At 64.9% G+C, this 15588-nt stretch carries 14 protein-coding genes; 9 read left to right on the forward strand and 5 right to left on the reverse strand.

From position 1 onward, the window contains the following. Window positions 1–115: 115 nt before the first annotated feature. The 5 genes from yeiP to BCV67_RS18420 form a co-directional block, all read right to left on the reverse strand. A complete protein-coding gene (gene yeiP / locus BCV67_RS18400) occupies window positions 116–682 on the reverse strand; it encodes an elongation factor P-like protein YeiP (RefSeq protein WP_062167704.1) in 567 nt (188 codons plus the stop codon). 58 nt (window positions 683–740) lie between these two features. Beyond that, window positions 741–1511 (reverse strand): SDR family NAD(P)-dependent oxidoreductase, encoded by a 771-nt coding sequence (locus BCV67_RS18405; protein WP_062167703.1) that lies wholly within the window; start codon window positions 1509–1511, stop codon window positions 741–743. 300 nt (window positions 1512–1811) lie between these two features. Next, window positions 1812–4364, reverse strand: a complete 2553-nt coding sequence (locus BCV67_RS18410; RefSeq protein ID WP_062167701.1) for a sensor domain-containing protein — start codon at window positions 4362–4364, stop codon at window positions 1812–1814. Further along, entirely contained in the window at window positions 4361–5254 is an 894-nt protein-coding gene (locus BCV67_RS18415) for a hydroxymethylglutaryl-CoA lyase (protein WP_062167700.1), read from the reverse strand. The genes BCV67_RS18410 and BCV67_RS18415 overlap by 4 nt, the downstream gene beginning before the upstream one ends. A 31-nt stretch (window positions 5255–5285) precedes the next feature. Then, entirely contained in the window at window positions 5286–6074 is a 789-nt protein-coding gene (locus tag BCV67_RS18420) for an enoyl-CoA hydratase-related protein (protein ID WP_062167699.1), read from the reverse strand. 125 nt (window positions 6075–6199) lie between these two features. Between BCV67_RS18420 and BCV67_RS18425 the strand changes: the two genes are divergently transcribed. The 9 genes from BCV67_RS18425 to greA all read left to right on the forward strand — a co-directional run bounded on the left by BCV67_RS18425 (window position 6200) and on the right by greA (window position 15587). Continuing rightward, on the forward strand, window positions 6200–6448 hold the full coding sequence (locus BCV67_RS18425; RefSeq protein WP_057628640.1) for a FeoA family protein: 249 nt from the start codon (window positions 6200–6202) through the stop codon (window positions 6446–6448). Continuing rightward, entirely contained in the window at window positions 6445–8301 is a 1857-nt protein-coding gene (feoB, locus tag BCV67_RS18430; RefSeq protein WP_062167698.1) for a ferrous iron transporter B, read from the forward strand. Before BCV67_RS18425 ends, feoB begins: the two co-directional genes overlap by 4 nt. Window position 8302: 1 nt before the next feature. Next, complete coding sequence (locus tag BCV67_RS18435) at window positions 8303–8563, forward strand: DUF6587 family protein (RefSeq protein WP_062167696.1); 261 nt, start codon at window positions 8303–8305, stop codon at window positions 8561–8563. A 203-nt stretch (window positions 8564–8766) separates the two neighbouring features. Beyond that, window positions 8767–9273 (forward strand): hypothetical protein, encoded by a 507-nt coding sequence (locus BCV67_RS18440; RefSeq protein ID WP_062167694.1) that lies wholly within the window; start codon window positions 8767–8769, stop codon window positions 9271–9273. Between the two features lie 50 nt (window positions 9274–9323). Further along, window positions 9324–10055, forward strand: a complete 732-nt coding sequence (gene dapB, locus BCV67_RS18445; RefSeq protein ID WP_062167693.1) for a 4-hydroxy-tetrahydrodipicolinate reductase — start codon at window positions 9324–9326, stop codon at window positions 10053–10055. A 237-nt stretch (window positions 10056–10292) separates the two neighbouring features. Continuing rightward, window positions 10293–11423 (forward strand): glutamine-hydrolyzing carbamoyl-phosphate synthase small subunit, encoded by a 1131-nt coding sequence (carA, locus tag BCV67_RS18450; RefSeq protein ID WP_062167691.1) that lies wholly within the window; start codon window positions 10293–10295, stop codon window positions 11421–11423. A gap of 50 nt (window positions 11424–11473) precedes the next feature. Next, a complete protein-coding gene (locus BCV67_RS18455; RefSeq protein ID WP_428999530.1) occupies window positions 11474–11863 on the forward strand; it encodes a DUF6973 domain-containing protein in 390 nt (129 codons plus the stop codon). An 8-nt stretch (window positions 11864–11871) separates the two neighbouring features. Beyond that, window positions 11872–15114, forward strand: coding sequence for a carbamoyl-phosphate synthase large subunit (gene carB, locus BCV67_RS18460; protein ID WP_062167689.1), 3243 nt, complete (start codon window positions 11872–11874; stop codon window positions 15112–15114). Further along, on the forward strand, window positions 15111–15587 hold the full coding sequence (gene greA / locus BCV67_RS18465) for a transcription elongation factor GreA (protein WP_062167688.1): 477 nt from the start codon (window positions 15111–15113) through the stop codon (window positions 15585–15587). The genes carB and greA overlap by 4 nt, the downstream gene beginning before the upstream one ends. The last annotated feature ends 1 nt before the right edge of the window (window position 15588 follow it).

Below are 15588 nucleotides of genomic sequence, written 5' to 3' on the forward strand. Positions count from 1 at the left end.
ATGTTTCAGGTGTTGAAAGCCTTCAGTCGTTTCAGTTGGCCAGCTTCGCGGCTTACGCCGCTCCTACAACTGCAATAGCGCACCCTCCCGCTGTTGTGCGGGAGGGTGCGGCTGATCAGTCGGCGCGGCCGCCGAACTCACCGGTGGTGGTGTTCACCAGGATGCGCTCGCCGTTGACGATGTACTCCGGCACCATGATTTCCAGGCCGGTGCTGAGCTTGGCCGGCTTCGGTCGCTTGGTGGCGGTGCCGCCCTTCAGTTCCGGCGGGGTTTCCACCACTTCCAGGGTAACGTGCTGCGGCAGCTGGATGGCGACCGGCTGGTCGTCGATCACCTGCACGAAGATGCCAGTCAGGCCTTCGGTGATGTAGCCGGCGTCATCGCCGATCACATCTGCGTCCAGCGTGTACGGGGTGTAGTCCTCGTCATCCATGAACACGAAGGCATCGCCATCCATATAGGAGAAGGTGGACTGCCGGCGCAGCAGCTCGACTTCGGGCAGGTTGTCATCGGCATCGAAGCTGGCATCGAGCTTGTTGCCGCCCGGCACGCTGTACATGATGAAACGGAAGCGGACGTTGCCGCCGCGGCCCTGCGGTGAGCTGCGCTCGATGTCGCGGATCTGATACACGCCGTTGTTGTACTCGACGACGTTGCCTTTCTTGATGTCGTTGGCTTTCATGCTTGGAAAGTCTATTGGGGTAAACGGAGGCGGGCGCCACTGGGCGCCCGCAGATGGGTCACTTCGGTGCCAGACGCACGGCACCGTCGAGGCGGATAGTCTCACCGTTTAGGTAGGTATTGCCAATGATGTGGCCGACCAGGCTGGCGAAATCGGCCGGCTGGCCCAGGCGCGACGGGAACGGGATGGAGGCGGCCAGCGATTCCTGCACGTTCTGCGGCATGCCATCGACCATTGGCGTCCAGAACACGCCCGGGGCGATGGTCAGCACGCGGATGCCGAAGCGCGACAGCTCGCGCGCCATCGGCAGGGTCATGCCGACCACGCCGCCCTTGGAGGCGGAGTAGGCGGCCTGGCCGATCTGGCCTTCATAGGCCGCCACCGAGGCGGTGTTGATGATCACGCCGCGTTCGCCGTCGGCATTGGCCTCGTTGTGCTGCATCAGTTCGGCGCCGGCCTTGGCGACGTTGAAGCTGCCGACCAGGTTGACCATCACCGTGCTCTGGAAGTTGGCCAGCGGCATGGCCGACTCACGGCCGAGCACGCGACCGGCGCCGAGGATGCCGGCGCAGTTCATCACCACGTTCAGGCCACCCAGGAAGTCCTTGGCGGCGGCCAGGTTGGCGGCGACGCCGGCTTCATCGGTGACATTGGTGGTGAAGTAGCGGGCATTGCCGGCGCCCAGCTCGGCGACCGCTGCGGCGCCCTTTTCATCGTTGAGGTCGAACAGGGCGACCTTGCCACCATTGGCGACCAGGAACTGAGCGACGCCCAGGCCAAGGCCGGAGACGCCGCCGGTGATGACGGCACGAACGGAAGACAGCTGCATTGAACAATCCTGCTGGGTGAGCCGCCGATTCTAGCCGATGCCGATCCGTGCCAAGTTGGCGTGATCAGACCTGTGGCGCAGCTGGGACAGGGTGTCCGGTGGGCCAAGGTAGCCCGGGTAAGCGCAGCGCACCTGGGGTGAGGATAGTGGAGGACTTGGCGTTCCAAGGTAGCCCGGGTAAGCGAAGCGCACCCGGGGAATGAGGATAGTGGAAGACTTGACGTTGTATGCCGAGAGCCCCGGGTGCGCTGCGCTTACCCGGGCTACATGGCTACATGGCACCTGGTCCGCTGGGTCCGCTCAGGCCAGCTGCCGGCTGAAGTCGGTCGGTGACAGGCCGGGGGCGAACAGGAAGCCTTGCCCGACCGGAACGCCCAGGCCCAGCAGGAACTGGCGCTGTGCCTCTGATTCGATGCCCTCGGCAACCAAACCCAGCCCGAGGCTGCGGGCGATGCCGCAGACCGCTTCGCACACCGCCACATCGGAAGGGTTGTCGGGTACGCCGCTGATGAACAGCTGGCTGAGCTTGAGCCCGTGGATGGGCAGGGTACGCAGGTAGTTGAGGGCGCTGTAACCCTCGCCGAAGTCGTCGATGGTCAGCACCACGCCCATGGCGCGCAGCTCGGCGAACGTGCGCAGGGTGGCGGGCGCGTCCTCGATCAAGACGCGCTCGGTGAACTCCAGTTCCAACGCGCTGCCCGGCAGGTGGTAATGATCCAGTACCTCGCGTACCTGCCTGGCCAGGCGGTCGCCGCTGAACTGGCGGTAGGAGACGTTGATCGCCACCCGCATCATGCCCAGGCCTTCGTTGTGCCACTCGCGGATCTGCCGGCAGGCCTGGTGCAGCACCCATTCGCCGATGCGCACGATGTCGCCGGTGTTCTCCGCATGGCTGATGAAGATGTCCGGCCGCAGCTCGCCGAGCTGGCGGTTGCGCCAGCGGATCAAGGCCTCGCAGGCGATGGTCTGGCCGCTGCGAAGGTCCACCTGGGGTTGGTAGACCAGGCGGAACTCGTCACGGTCCAAGGCCTTGCGCAGGCGCCGTTCAATCTGCAGCCGGTCACGCTGGCGCCGTGCCAGTTCCGGTGAGAACACCTGCCACCCGTTGCGGTCGCGGCGCTTGCACTCGTACATGGCCAGATCGGCATTCTGGATCAGCTGCTGCGGGCGCTGGCCGTCCTGCGGCGCGCGGGCGATGCCAATGCTGGTGGTGACCGGGAACTCATCCTTGCCGAACTGGAACGGCGGGATGAAGGCTCGGGTGATCGCTTCGGCCAGTTGTTCGGGGCGCCCGGGCAGGTCGCGCGCGTCGCAGGTGACAACGAACTCGTCGCCGCCAAAGCGCGCCAGCAGGCCCTCGGTGCCAATGGCATCGGCGATGCGGCGGGTGGCTTCGATCAACAGCAGGTCGCCGGCGTTGTGGCCCAGCACGTCATTGACGGTCTTGAAGCGGTCCAGGTCGATGTACAGCACCGCCACGCCGGAATGGGACGGGTTGCTGAGCCGGGCTTCCAGATCGGTGAGCGCGGCATCGCGGTTCATGATGCCGGTCAGCGGGTCGGTGCGGGCCTGGTTCTTGAGGGTCTGCTCGGCGTGCTTGGGTTCGGTGATGTCCTGCAGGGTGCCGGCGATGCGGGTGGACGCCAGATCGCCCAACTCGACCTCGCCGATCATCCGTATCCAGAAGCTGTGGCCGCTGGCGCGCTGGCCCTGCAGTTCCAGCTCGAAACCGGTGCGTTGCTCGATCACCCGTTCCATCGCCTCGCGCAGTTGCTGCCGCGACAGGCTGTTGAGGCAGGCCAGCAGCTGCTCAAGGTCGGTGGGCGCGACCTGCTGGCCGAGGATGCGCTGTGCCTCGCCGGTGAGGTACAGGTGTTGCTGGCCACGGTCCCATTCCCAGCCGCCGATATGCGCCAGCGACTGCGCGCGGTCGAACAGGGCGTGGTCGCGTTTGAGCTCGGTGATGTCACTGAACAATGAAAACACGTGGTCAGGCAGGTCACAGCCGGCCGAAAACACCGGCACAGTGGTGATCGAGATCCAGATCATGCGGCCGTTCGGCCGGTGGTAGAGGCCGATGATGGTGCTGGGAATGGACCGGCCATCGGCAAATGCGCGGGTTACCGGCCACTGTTCGGGCCGCAGCCGGCGGCCGTGTTCGTCCACGCTGATCCACTCATCGTTGTGCAGCGGCACCTTGGCGGGCGCGGAGCTGCCGAGGTTGAAGATGCGGTGCGCGGCCGGATTGGCGGAAATGATGCCCAGGTGGCGGTCGAACAGCATCACTCCCTTGTCGATGGATTCCAGCAGCAGCCGATAGCGGGTTTCGGCCTGCCAGCGCCGGCTCAGGTCGCGGGCGACCGCCACGATGCAGTGCTCGCCATCGTGTTCGAATGCGGCCGAGTGCACTTCCACTGGAAAGCGGCTGCCGTTGCCGCGCATGTTGGTGACTTCCACCACATAAGTCTCACCGCGGTTCAGGGTTTCCCAGACCGGCTCCAGGTGATCGGCCGGCAGGTCGGGGTTGAGCAGTTCGATCGGCTGGCCAACAATTTCCTCGCGGGTGCGGCCATAGGCGCGGACGCCTGCGCTGTTGACGTCCAGCACCACGCCTGTGGCGCTGAGAATACTGACCGGGTCGGGCACCGCATCGAACAATGCGGCGTAGCGGCGCTGGGCCGCCCGCCGCTCGACCATCGCTTCGGCCAACGCATCATGGGCGGCCAGCAGCGCCTGTTGCAGGGCCAGTGGCAGCGGTTGCTGCAGGGCGGTTTCCAGGCCAGCCAGCGCGTCAACATGCGCGGCGCGGTGAGCGCCGTCGTCAGGTGCTGCCTGCTGGCCGGATACGGTCATGACACTGTCAACGCCCTTCCTGTCTTGCTGCCTGTCTGCCGGCCCAGTCGTTCTGCGAGCCAGTTCCCTGTAGCGGCCAGCGCCGGCAGGTCCACGCCGGTGCTCATCCCCATGCCGTGCAACATGTAGATCACGTCTTCGCTGGCGACATTACCACTTGCACCGCGCGCATAGGGGCAGCCGCCGGTACCGGCTACAGCGGAGTCGACCACGCGCACCCCTTCCTCCAGGCAGGTGGCGATATTTGCCAGGGCCTGGCCGTAGGTGTCGTGGAAGTGCACCGCCAGCGCGGCCATCGGCAGCTCGGCGGCCACCGCCTGCAGCATCGCCCGTGCCTTGTGCGGGGTGCCGACGCCAATGGTGTCGCCCAGCGATATCTCATAGCAGCCCATCGCATGCAGGCGGGTGGCCACGCGCACGACGTCGGCCAACGGTACCTCGCCTTGGTAGGGGCAGCCCAGTACGGTGGAGACGTAGCCGCGGACTCTTACGCCGTCCTTGGACGCCCGCGCCAGGATGGGTTCGAAGCGTTGCAGCGACTCCTCGATGCCGGCATTGGTATTGGTGCGGTTGAACTGTTCGGAGGCGGCGGTGAACACCGCCACCTCGGTGGCGCCCACCGCCAGGGCACGTTCGTAGCCCTGTTCGTTGGGGACCAGCACCGGGTAGCTGACCCCGGGCTTTCTATGGATGCCGGCAAATACCTCGGCGGCGTCGGCCAGCTGTGGCACCCACTTGGGGCTGACGAAGCTGGTGGCCTCGATGCTGCGCAGGCCGGTGGCCGTCAGCCGGTCGATCAGTTCGATCTTGTCGGCGGTGGCAACCTGTTGTTTTTCATTCTGCAGGCCGTCACGCGGGCCTACTTCGACGATACGGACGAAATCGTTCATTGAACTGTCTTTGGCTGGAGGAGGGCGCGGATCAGTGCGCGGCCCAACGGGGCGGGCGTTTCTCAAGAAAGGCGGACAGGCCTTCGCGGCCTTCATCGGAGGCGCGCAGGGCGGCGATCAGGCCGGCATTGGCGCGGTCCAGCCCGTCGCGGTCGCCGACGGCGGCATGTACTTCGCGTACCAGCACCTTGGCCGATGCACTGGCGACCGGGCCGGCCTTGCCCAGCAGTTTGAGCTGGGCCTGTACGGCGGCATCCAATGCGTCGGCAGCCACCACTTGGTGCACCAGCCCCATCTGCTGGGCGGTGGCGGCATCGAAGTGTTCGCCGGTAGCGAACCAGCGGCGCGCCTGGCGTGGGCCGATCGCGGCAATCACATAGGGGGAGATCACCGCCGGCAGCAGGCCCAGCCGGCTTTCGGTCAGGCCGAAGCGCGCCTCCTCGGCGGCGATGGCGATATCGCAGCAGGCCACCAGGCCGACGCCGCCGCCGAAGCTGGCGCCATGGACGCGGGCGATGGTCGGCTTGGGTAGCTCATCCAGGGTGCGCATCAGCCGCGCCAAGGCCAACGAGTCGATGCGGTTCTCTTCCTGGCTGGCGCTGGCCATGGCACGCATCCATTGCAGGTCGGCTCCCGCTGAGAACGAGGGCCCGGTGCCGGCCAGAACAACGGCGCGTACCGCCGGATCCGCGCCCAGCGCAGCCAGGGTTTCAGTCAACGCGGCAATCAGAGCGGCGTCAAAGGCGTTGTGCAGATCCGGCCGGTTCATGGAAAGGGTCGCTACTGCGCCCTGGTGCTGCACGAGCAGTGCATCGCTCATAGGTAATGCCTGTTTCAACGGTAATCCGACGAATCATAGCGGTGCACGGGTGGGACGCCATGACGCAGCGCGGCGATGCTACAATCGATAATCATTCTTATCCACTCTACATAGGCGCCCATTCAGTGACGTTGTCAGATTTGCCCCTGCACGCTTCAGCGCGGGTGGAGAGCGTTCAGGACCTGCATGCAAATGACGCCATTGCACGGCGTCTGCGCGAGCTGGGCTTCGTCAATGGAGAAGAGGTGCGTCTGGTCGCGCGCGGCCCGGTAGGCGGTGAGCCGTTGCTGTACCAGGTGGGCTTTACCCGCTTCGCCCTGCGTCGCAGTGAAGCGGCGCGGGTCCAGGTGAGCGCAGAAGGAGCGCAGTCATGAGTACGGCAGTTGCACGGTTGGCCCTGGTCGGCAACCCGAACAGCGGCAAGACCGCGCTGTTCAACCAGTTGACCGGCAGCCGCCAGAAGGTGGCCAACTACAGCGGTGTCACCGTGGAGCGCAAGGAAGGCCGCATGCGCGGGCCGTCCGGGCAGGAATACGCGGTATTGGACCTGCCAGGCGCCTACAGCCTGCAGCCGGCCAGTCTGGACGAGGCGATCACCCGTGACCTGTGCCGTGGCTTCTACCCCGGCGAAGCCGCTCCGGATGCGCTGATCTGCGTCATCGACGCCACCAACCTGCGCTTGCACCTGCGTTTCGCGCTGGAAGTGCGTGAGCTGGGCAGGCCGATGGTGGTGGCTTTGAACATGGTCGATGCGGCGCGCAAACGTGGCATCGAGATCGATGTGCCAGCGCTGGAAAAGGCGCTTGGCGTGCCGGTGGTGGAGACCGTGGCGGTTCGCCACAACGGCGCCCGCGCGCTGGTCGAGCGCATCGATGCGCTGGTGCCGCAACTGGACGCGATGCCGGTGCACCCGGTCGAACCTGGCGCTGACTACCACGTGCAGGTGCGCGATATCCTGGCATCGGCCGTGCGCATGCCCGCGCCGACCGCCAAGGTGGACGACGCGCTGGACCGCTGGTTGCTGCACCCGGTCTACGGCCTGATGACCCTGGCCGTGGTCATGTTCCTTATTTTCCAGGCGGTGTATGCCTGGGCTACGCCGTTGATGGACGGTATCGAGGCCGGTTTCGCCTGGCTGGGGCAGTTCGCGGCGGCCAATCTGCCGGAAGGGCCGCTGAGCAGCCTGCTGGTGGACGGCATCATTGCCGGTGTCGGTGGTGTGCTGGTGTTCCTGCCGCAGATCTTGATCCTGTTCGCCTTCATTCTGGCCCTGGAAGAATCCGGCTATCTGCCGCGCGCTGCTTTCCTGCTTGATCGGATGATGGCGGCGGCGGGTTTGTCGGGGCGTTCGTTCATCCCGCTGCTGTCCAGCTTCGCCTGCGCGGTGCCGGGCATCATGTCGACCCGCTCGATCCAGGACCCGCGTGACCGCCTGGCCACCATTCTGGTGGCGCCGCTGATGACCTGCTCAGCACGCCTGCCGGTGTATGCGCTGCTGATCGGCGCCTTCATCCCGGCGAAGACCGTGTGGGGCGTGTTCAACCAGCAGGGTCTGGTGCTGTTTGCGCTGTACGTGGCGGGCATCCTCAGTGCGCTGGTGATGTCGTGGACGATGAAGAAGTTCCGCCGCGACAAGAGCGAGCATCCGCTGATGCTGGAGCTGCCGTCCTACCGGCTGCCCAACCCGCGCGACCTGCTGGTAGGCCTGTACGAACGCGCGATGATCTTCCTCAAGCGCGTCGGCGGCATCATCCTGTCGCTGACCATCCTGCTGTGGTTCCTGCTGTCGTACCCGGGTGCGCCGGAGAACGCGACCATGCCGGCCATCGATTACAGCTTCGCCGGCCAGATCGGTCATGCGATGGCGGTGATCTTCGCTCCGCTGGGCTTCAACTGGCAGATCTGCATTGCCTTGATTCCCGGCATGGGGGCGCGTGAGGTGGCGGTGTCCTCGCTGGCCACGATCTACGCGCTGTCCGCTGCAGATGACGACGCCGCCATCCAGGCACTGACCCCGGTGATCAGCGACGGCTGGACGCTGGCGACCGGCCTGTCGCTGATGGTGTGGTTCATCTACGCGCCGATGTGCATTTCCACTTTGGCCACCATCAAGCGCGAGACCAACTCGTGGAAGCAGATGGCCTTTGCCACGGTGTACCTGTTTGGCGCGGCCTATCTGGCGGCGTTCGTCACCTACCAGGTGGCAGTGGCGTTGGGAGCCGGCTGAGATGGACAAGAGCCTGTTGCTGCAACTGCAATATCTGATCATCGCCGTGGCGGTGCTGGTCAGTGCCTGGGTGGTGCTGAAGAAGCAGTTCCCGGGTGTATTGCGCAAGCTGCGTGGCGTATTGGCGTTGTGGCTGGTGCGGCCGCAGCGTTCGCCGCGCCTGCAGGCCTGGGGGCGCCGCCTGGCGCCGCCGGCGGCCAGTAGTGGCGGTGCCTGTGGCGGTTGCAGCAGTTGCGGGCCCAGCGAGCCGAAACAACATTGAGCGATACGACGGCGCCGGGTTATCCCGGCGTTTTCGTATCTGCGGCATGCGCCAGTTGATCCGCTGTTGGTCGAGCCGGGATGAGCCGTCATGGGCAAGGCAGTGCAGGGCAGGCGCGGTACGCCGGGGTTTTGGGCTGTGCCTGTCGATAAGCGCCGGCTGTACACTGTGGCGATTGCAGGAAGCAACCGGGGGGTGTTGGCATGAAGTCGTTTATCGGAATTGTGGCACTGGTCGTGGTGCTGGCGGTGTGTGCGTCGGTATATCTGCGTGGTGGCAACAAGATCAATCAGGACCAGGTGCGCGCGCTGTACCAGCGTACTGACCTCGCCATTGCGGCAAGCGATGACAAGCCCTTGTGCGAGATGTTGTCAGAGGACTATGTGCAGACCACGGCGACCAAGACCGAATCCGCACAGGCCGAGGAGAGCCATGATCGCGCGCAATCCTGCGCAGCACTGGCGCAGAGCATGCAGCAGCTGCGTCAGCTGCGCGAAATGTTCGGCGGGCGCATGCCGCTGCGCTACGAGCAGACGGTCGGTGATATCCGCATTGCCAGTGACGGTCGGTCGGCTGAGGTCGAGGTGTCGGCCATTGTTGAAATGGCGGGCGTGCGCATGGTCAGCCGTGGTCGCGATACCGTCGAACGCAGGCGCTGGCGCACCTATCTGACCAGCAGCCGCGCCGTTACCCATGTTGGGCGGATGTAACCATGCAGCGCGCTTGTGTCCGGGACGCTTGAGGCGTTAGCGTTCTGCCCATGAATACGACTCCCACCCGTTTGTTGATCCACGGTGCCTCCGGGCGCATGGGTCAGGCCCTGCTGCGTCTTGCGGCAGAAGATTCCTCGTTGCAGGTGGTTGCTGCGGTAGTGCGCAAACCGCCGATCCAGCGTGTGATCGATGGCATCCCGCACTTTGCCGCCAGTGAGCTGGCCGGCGCGCCGGTCTTTGATGTGGCGATCGACTTCAGCCTGCCCGAAGGGTTTGACCCGATTCTGGCGCTGTGTGCGGAGCGGGGCGTGGGCCTGGTCTCGGGTACTACCGGTATCAGTGACCAACAGCAGGCGGCGCTGGCCGCGGCAGCGGCCAGGATTCCACTGGTTTGGGCGACCAATTTCAGCCTGGGCGTGGCAGTGCTGGCCGAGCTGGTGGAGCGGGCGGCGGCGGCGTTGCCGGGCTGGGACTGCGACATCGTCGAGTCGCACCATGTGCACAAGAAGGACGCGCCTTCGGGCACCGCGCTGACGTTGGGCGAATCGGCGCTGCACGGTGGCGCGGAGCCGCGCTACGCCAGCCTGCGTGCCGGTGACATCATCGGCGAGCATTTCGTGCAGTTCACCGGCCTGGGCGAGCGGGTAGAGCTGGTGCACCGGGCTACCAACCGCGACATTTTCGCGCGCGGCGCGCTGCATGCGGCCAAACAGCTGCGCCAGCGCAGCCCGGGGCAATACCGGGTACGCGACCTGTTGGGAAACGTGACGCAGGCCTGAGAAAGCTGAATGTGGGGCATCATCGCTCCGGAAAATGGTTCGGCTTGTGCCTGAACAGCTGAAGGAAAGCGCACGGGGCGCTGGCGTTGGTGCCCCCTTGCCTTTACAATTCCGGCTCGCCGAAACACGTTAGCCGGACCGGTTCCCAGACCGCCGTCCGCGCTTTTTTGCAACCGGTTTTTGACCGTGAACGCAGGCGTGGCTTCGGAGTCCCCCGGTAGCCAAAGTGAGATTCCCGTGACCCAAGCCGCAATTCTCGTGCTCGAAGACGGCACCGTATTCGAGGGCGAATCCGTAGGCGCGCCCGGCCTATCCGTGGGTGAGGTGGTGTTCAACACCGCCATGACCGGTTATCAGGAAATGCTGACCGATCCGTCCTACGCCCGGCAGATGATCACCCTGACCTACCCGCATATCGGCAACACCGGTATGAACGACCAGGACAATGAAGCCGCCAAGGTATGGGCATCGGGCCTGATCGTGCGCGATGTGCCGCGCCGCCCGAGCAGCTGGCGCAACCAGGTGTCGCTGCAGGATTGGTTGATCCAGCGCGGCGTGGTGGCCATCTCCGGCATCGACACCCGCAAGCTGACCCGCATCCTGCGTGAGCGCGGCGCACAGAACGGCGCACTGATGGCCGGCCCCGGCATCGACGTCGAGAAGGCACTGGAAGCGGCACGCAAGTTCCCCGGCCTGAAGGGCATGGATCTGGCCAAGGTGGTCAGCACCGACAAGCCCTACAGCTGGGCTGACGGCCAGCTGGACTTGGACAGCAATGAATTCGCCCGCGCCGAACCGAAGTTCAAGGTTGTGGCCTACGACTTCGGCGTGAAGACCAACATCCTGCGCATGCTGGCCGAACGCGGCTGCGAGCTGACCGTGGTGCCGGCACAGACCCCGGCGGCTGAGGTGCTGGCGATGAATCCGGACGGCGTGTTCCTGTCCAACGGCCCGGGTGATCCGGAACCCTGTGACTACGCCATCAGCGCGATCAAGACCTTCGTCGAGAAGAAGGTGCCGACCTTCGGTATCTGCCTGGGCCACCAGCTGCTGGGCCTGGCCGCAGGCGCCAAGACGATGAAGATGGGCCATGGCCACCACGGTGCCAACCACCCGGTGCAGGACATCGACGACGGCCGGGTGATGATCACCTCGCAGAACCACGGCTTCGCTATCGACGAAAGCGTGCTGCCGGCCAATGTGCGGGTTACCCACCGCTCGCTGTTCGACCAGACCATCCAGGGCATCGCCCTGACCGACGCGCCGGCGTTCTCCTTCCAGGGTCACCCGGAAGCGTCGCCAGGCCCACGTGACGTGGCCCCGTTGTTTGACCGCTTCATCACCATGATGGAAAAGGCCCAGGCCTGATGCCCGCGCTGGCAGCCGCCTCACGTTTCCGTCGCTGGCAGTGGCCGGTGATGGTTGCCTTGGTGCTGGCTGCCTATCCGAGCTTCGTGCTTGCCAATGTCTACTGGAAGTTTTTCCAGGCCGATCTACCCGGCGGACGTAACGGTCCTGCCGACGCCTATCGGCACAGTCTGGCCAGCGCCATCGTTGCATTCACCTTGTCGCCGCGCTGCGTCGATTGGGTGACGGCAGTAATGGAAGACGACGGTCGGGGCAATGCAAGCCGGGCCATGGATGCCCACAACAATCGGATCGGCGCGCGCTTGGGCGCGGCCGCTCCCAGCTGGGCCGCGATGCAGCGCGACGTACGCGCCGCGGTCGAACACGGAGCGGTCAACGCCGCTTCAACCGATCAGATAACCTGGCTCGCCCCGATGGCGTGGCAGGAACGAATTTACTGAGGATTGTCATGCCAAAGCGCACCGACCTAAAAACCATCCTGATCATCGGCGCCGGCCCGATCGTCATCGGCCAAGCCTGTGAGTTCGACTACTCCGGCGCGCAGGCGTGCAAGGCGCTGCGTGACGAGGGTTACCGCGTGGTGTTGGTGAACTCCAACCCGGCCACCATCATGACCGACCCGGAGATGGCCGACGCCGTCTACATCGAGCCGATCAACTGGCAGATGGTCGCGAAGATCATCGAGAAGGAGCGCCCCGACGCGCTGCTGCCGACCATGGGCGGCCAGACCGCGCTGAACTGCGCGCTGGACCTGGCTGACAATGGCGTGCTGGAGAAGTACAACGTCGAACTGATCGGCGCCAAGCGCGAAGCGATCATGATGGCCGAAGACCGCGAGCTGTTCCGCGTGGCGATGGGCGAGATCGGTCTGGAATGCCCGACCGCTGCCGTCGCCCACACGCTGGAAGAAGCGCTGGAAATCCAGGCCCGCGTTGGTTACCCGACCATCATCCGTCCGTCCTTCACCCTGGGCGGCAGTGGCGGCGGCATCGCCTACAACCGCGAAGAGCTGATCGAGATCGTTGGCCGCGGCCTGGAACTGTCGCCGACCAGCGAAGTGCTGGTGGAAGAGTCGGTGCTGGGCTGGAAGGAATTCGAGATGGAAGTGGTCCGCGACACCGCGGACAACTGCATCATCGTCTGCTCGATCGAGAACCTCGACCCGATGGGCGTGCACACCGGTGACTCGATCACCGTGGCGCCGGCACAGACCCTGACCGACAAGGAATACCAGCGCCTGCGCGATGCCTCCATCGCCGTGCTGCGCAAGATCGGCGTGGACACCGGCGGCTCCAACGTGCAGTTCGGCATCAGCCCGACCACCGGCCGCGTAGTGGTGATCGAGATGAACCCGCGCGTGTCGCGTTCCTCGGCACTGGCCTCCAAGGCTACCGGCTTCCCGATCGCCAAGGTCGCAGCCAAGCTGGCTGTGGGTTACACCCTGGACGAATTGAAGAACGAGATCACCGGCGGCCTGACCCCTGCCTCGTTCGAGCCGTCGATCGATTACGTCGTCACCAAGATTCCGCGCTTTGCTTTCGAGAAGTTCCCGGCCGCCGACGCCCGCCTGACCACCCAGATGAAGTCGGTGGGCGAGGTGATGGCGATGGGCCGCACCTTCAAGGAATCGCTGCAGAAGGCCTTGCGTGGCCTGGAAACCGGCAAGGTCGGCCTCGACCCGACCGAGCTGGATCTGAACAACGAAGACGACATCGCCACCATGAAGCGCGAGCTCAAGGCCCCGGGCCCGGAGCGTCTGTTCTTCGTCGGTGATGCCTTCCGCAGTGGCCTGAGCGTCGAAGACATCTTCGCGATGTCGCATATCGACCCGTGGTTCCTCGACCAGATCGAGGAAATCATCGCCGACGAAAAGCAGGTGCACGCCGAAGGCATCGACTCGCTCAACGCTGCGCGCCTGCGCCAGCTCAAGCGCGCTGGTTTCTCCGATGCGCGCCTGGCCCAGCTGACCGGCACCAACGAAGCAGCCATCCGTGCGTTGCGCCGTGCACACAAGGTGCGCCCGGTCTACAAGCGCGTGGATTCCTGCGCCGGTGAGTTCGCCACCGGTACCGCTTACCTGTACTCCACCTACGAGGACGAGTGCGAGGCCGCGCCGAGCAACCGCGACAAGATCATGATCCTGGGTGGCGGCCCGAACCGCATCGGCCAGGGCATCGAGTTCGACTACTGCTGCGTGCATGCTGCGCTCGCCCTGCGCGAGGACGGCTATGAAACCATCATGGTCAACTGCAACCCGGAAACCGTCTCCACCGATTACGACACCTCCGACCGCCTGTACTTCGAGCCGCTGACGCTGGAAGACGTGCTGGAAATCGTCGAGCTGGAACAGCCCAAGGGCGTGATCGTGCAGTACGGCGGGCAGACCCCGCTGAAGCTGGCACGCGCGCTGGAAGCCAATGGCGTGCCGGTGATCGGCACCTCGCCGGACTCCATCGATCTGGCCGAAGACCGTGAGCGTTTCCAGCAGCTGGTCGACAAGCTCGGCCTGAAGCAGCCGCCGAACCGTATTGCCCGCAACGACCAGGAAGCCCTGCTGTTGGCCCGCGAAATCGGCTACCCGCTGGTGGTGCGCCCGAGCTATGTGCTCGGTGGCCGTGCGATGGAGATTGTTTACAGCGAATCCGACCTGGCCCGCTACGTGCGCGACGCGGTCAAGGTGTCGAACGATTCGCCGGTGCTGCTGGATCACTTCCTGGATGCGGCGGTTGAAGCCGACGTCGACATCATCTGCGACAAGGATGGCAACGTCCTGATCGGCGGCGTGATGGAGCACATCGAAGAAGCCGGCGTGCACTCCGGTGACTCGTCCTGCTCGCTGCCGCCGTACTCGCTGTCTGGCGAAACCCAGGCCGAACTGCGCCGCCAGGTCACCGAGCTGGCCAAGGCGTTGAAAGTTGTCGGCCTGATGAACACCCAGTTCGCGATCCAGGCCGATGCCGACGGCAACGACGTGATCTTCCTGCTGGAAGTGAACCCGCGCGCCTCGCGCACCGTGCCGTTCGTGTCCAAGGCCACAGGCATGGCGCTGGCCAAGATCGCCGCCCGCTGCATGGCCGGCAAGACCCTGGCCGAGCAGGGCGCTACCAAGGAAATCGTGCCGGACTATTACTCGGTGAAGGAAGCCATCTTCCCGTTCGCCAAGTTCCAGGGTGTGGACCCGATCCTCGGGCCGGAGATGCGCTCTACCGGCGAGGTGATGGGCGTGGGCCGCACCTTCAGCGCCGCCTTCGCACGTGCGCAGGAAGCCGGCAGCATCAAGACCCCGCCGGTCGGCAAGGTCTTCATCTCGGTGCGCGACGCTGACAAGCAGCGCGTGATGCCGGCGGTGCAGGGCCTGGTCGAGCGTGGTTATTCGCTGGTGGCTACCCGTGGCACCGCTGCCTGGTTGCAGCAGCACGGTTACACCTGCGATGTGGTCAACAAGGTGGTTGAAGGCCGTCCGCACATCGTGGACAGCATCAAGAATGGCGAGATCGTCTATATCGTCAACACGACCGAAGGCCGTGCGGCGATCAACGACTCGTTCTCGATCCGTCGCGAAGCACTGCAGAACCGCATCACGTACTCCACCACGGTTGCCGGCGCCAAGGCGCTGGTGCAGTCGCTGGAGTTCCGTGGGACCGGTCCGGTGTTGTCGCTGCAGGAACTGCACAAGGAGTTGAATGCATGAGAGCCCCCATCACGATGAAGGGCGCCAAGCGCCTGCGTGACGAGCTGGATCACCTGAAGTCGGAAAAGCGCCCCAAGGTCATCGCTGCCATCGCCGAAGCGCGCGAGCACGGCGACCTGAAGGAAAACGCCGAGTACCATGCTGCCCGCGAAGAGCAGAGCTTCATCGAAGGCCGCATCAAGCTGCTGGAAGGTGAGCTGTCGCACTCGGAAGTGATCGACATCACCAAGCTCAACGCCGGCAGCAAGGTGGTTTTCGGCGCGACGGTGACCTTGGCTGACGTCGAAAACGACGAAGAGAAGCGTTACCAGATCGTCGGTGACCTGGAAGCGGACATCAAGCTGGGCTTGATTGCCATTTCCTCGCCGGTGGCACGCGCCCTGATCGGCAAGAACGAGGGCGATGCGATCGCCATCGCCGCGCCGGCCGGCCAGCGCGAGTACGAAATCATCAGCGTCGAATACCTCGACTGAC

Source organism: Stenotrophomonas nitritireducens, from assembly GCF_001700965.1.
GTDB lineage: Bacteria > Pseudomonadota > Gammaproteobacteria > Xanthomonadales > Xanthomonadaceae > Stenotrophomonas > Stenotrophomonas nitritireducens_A.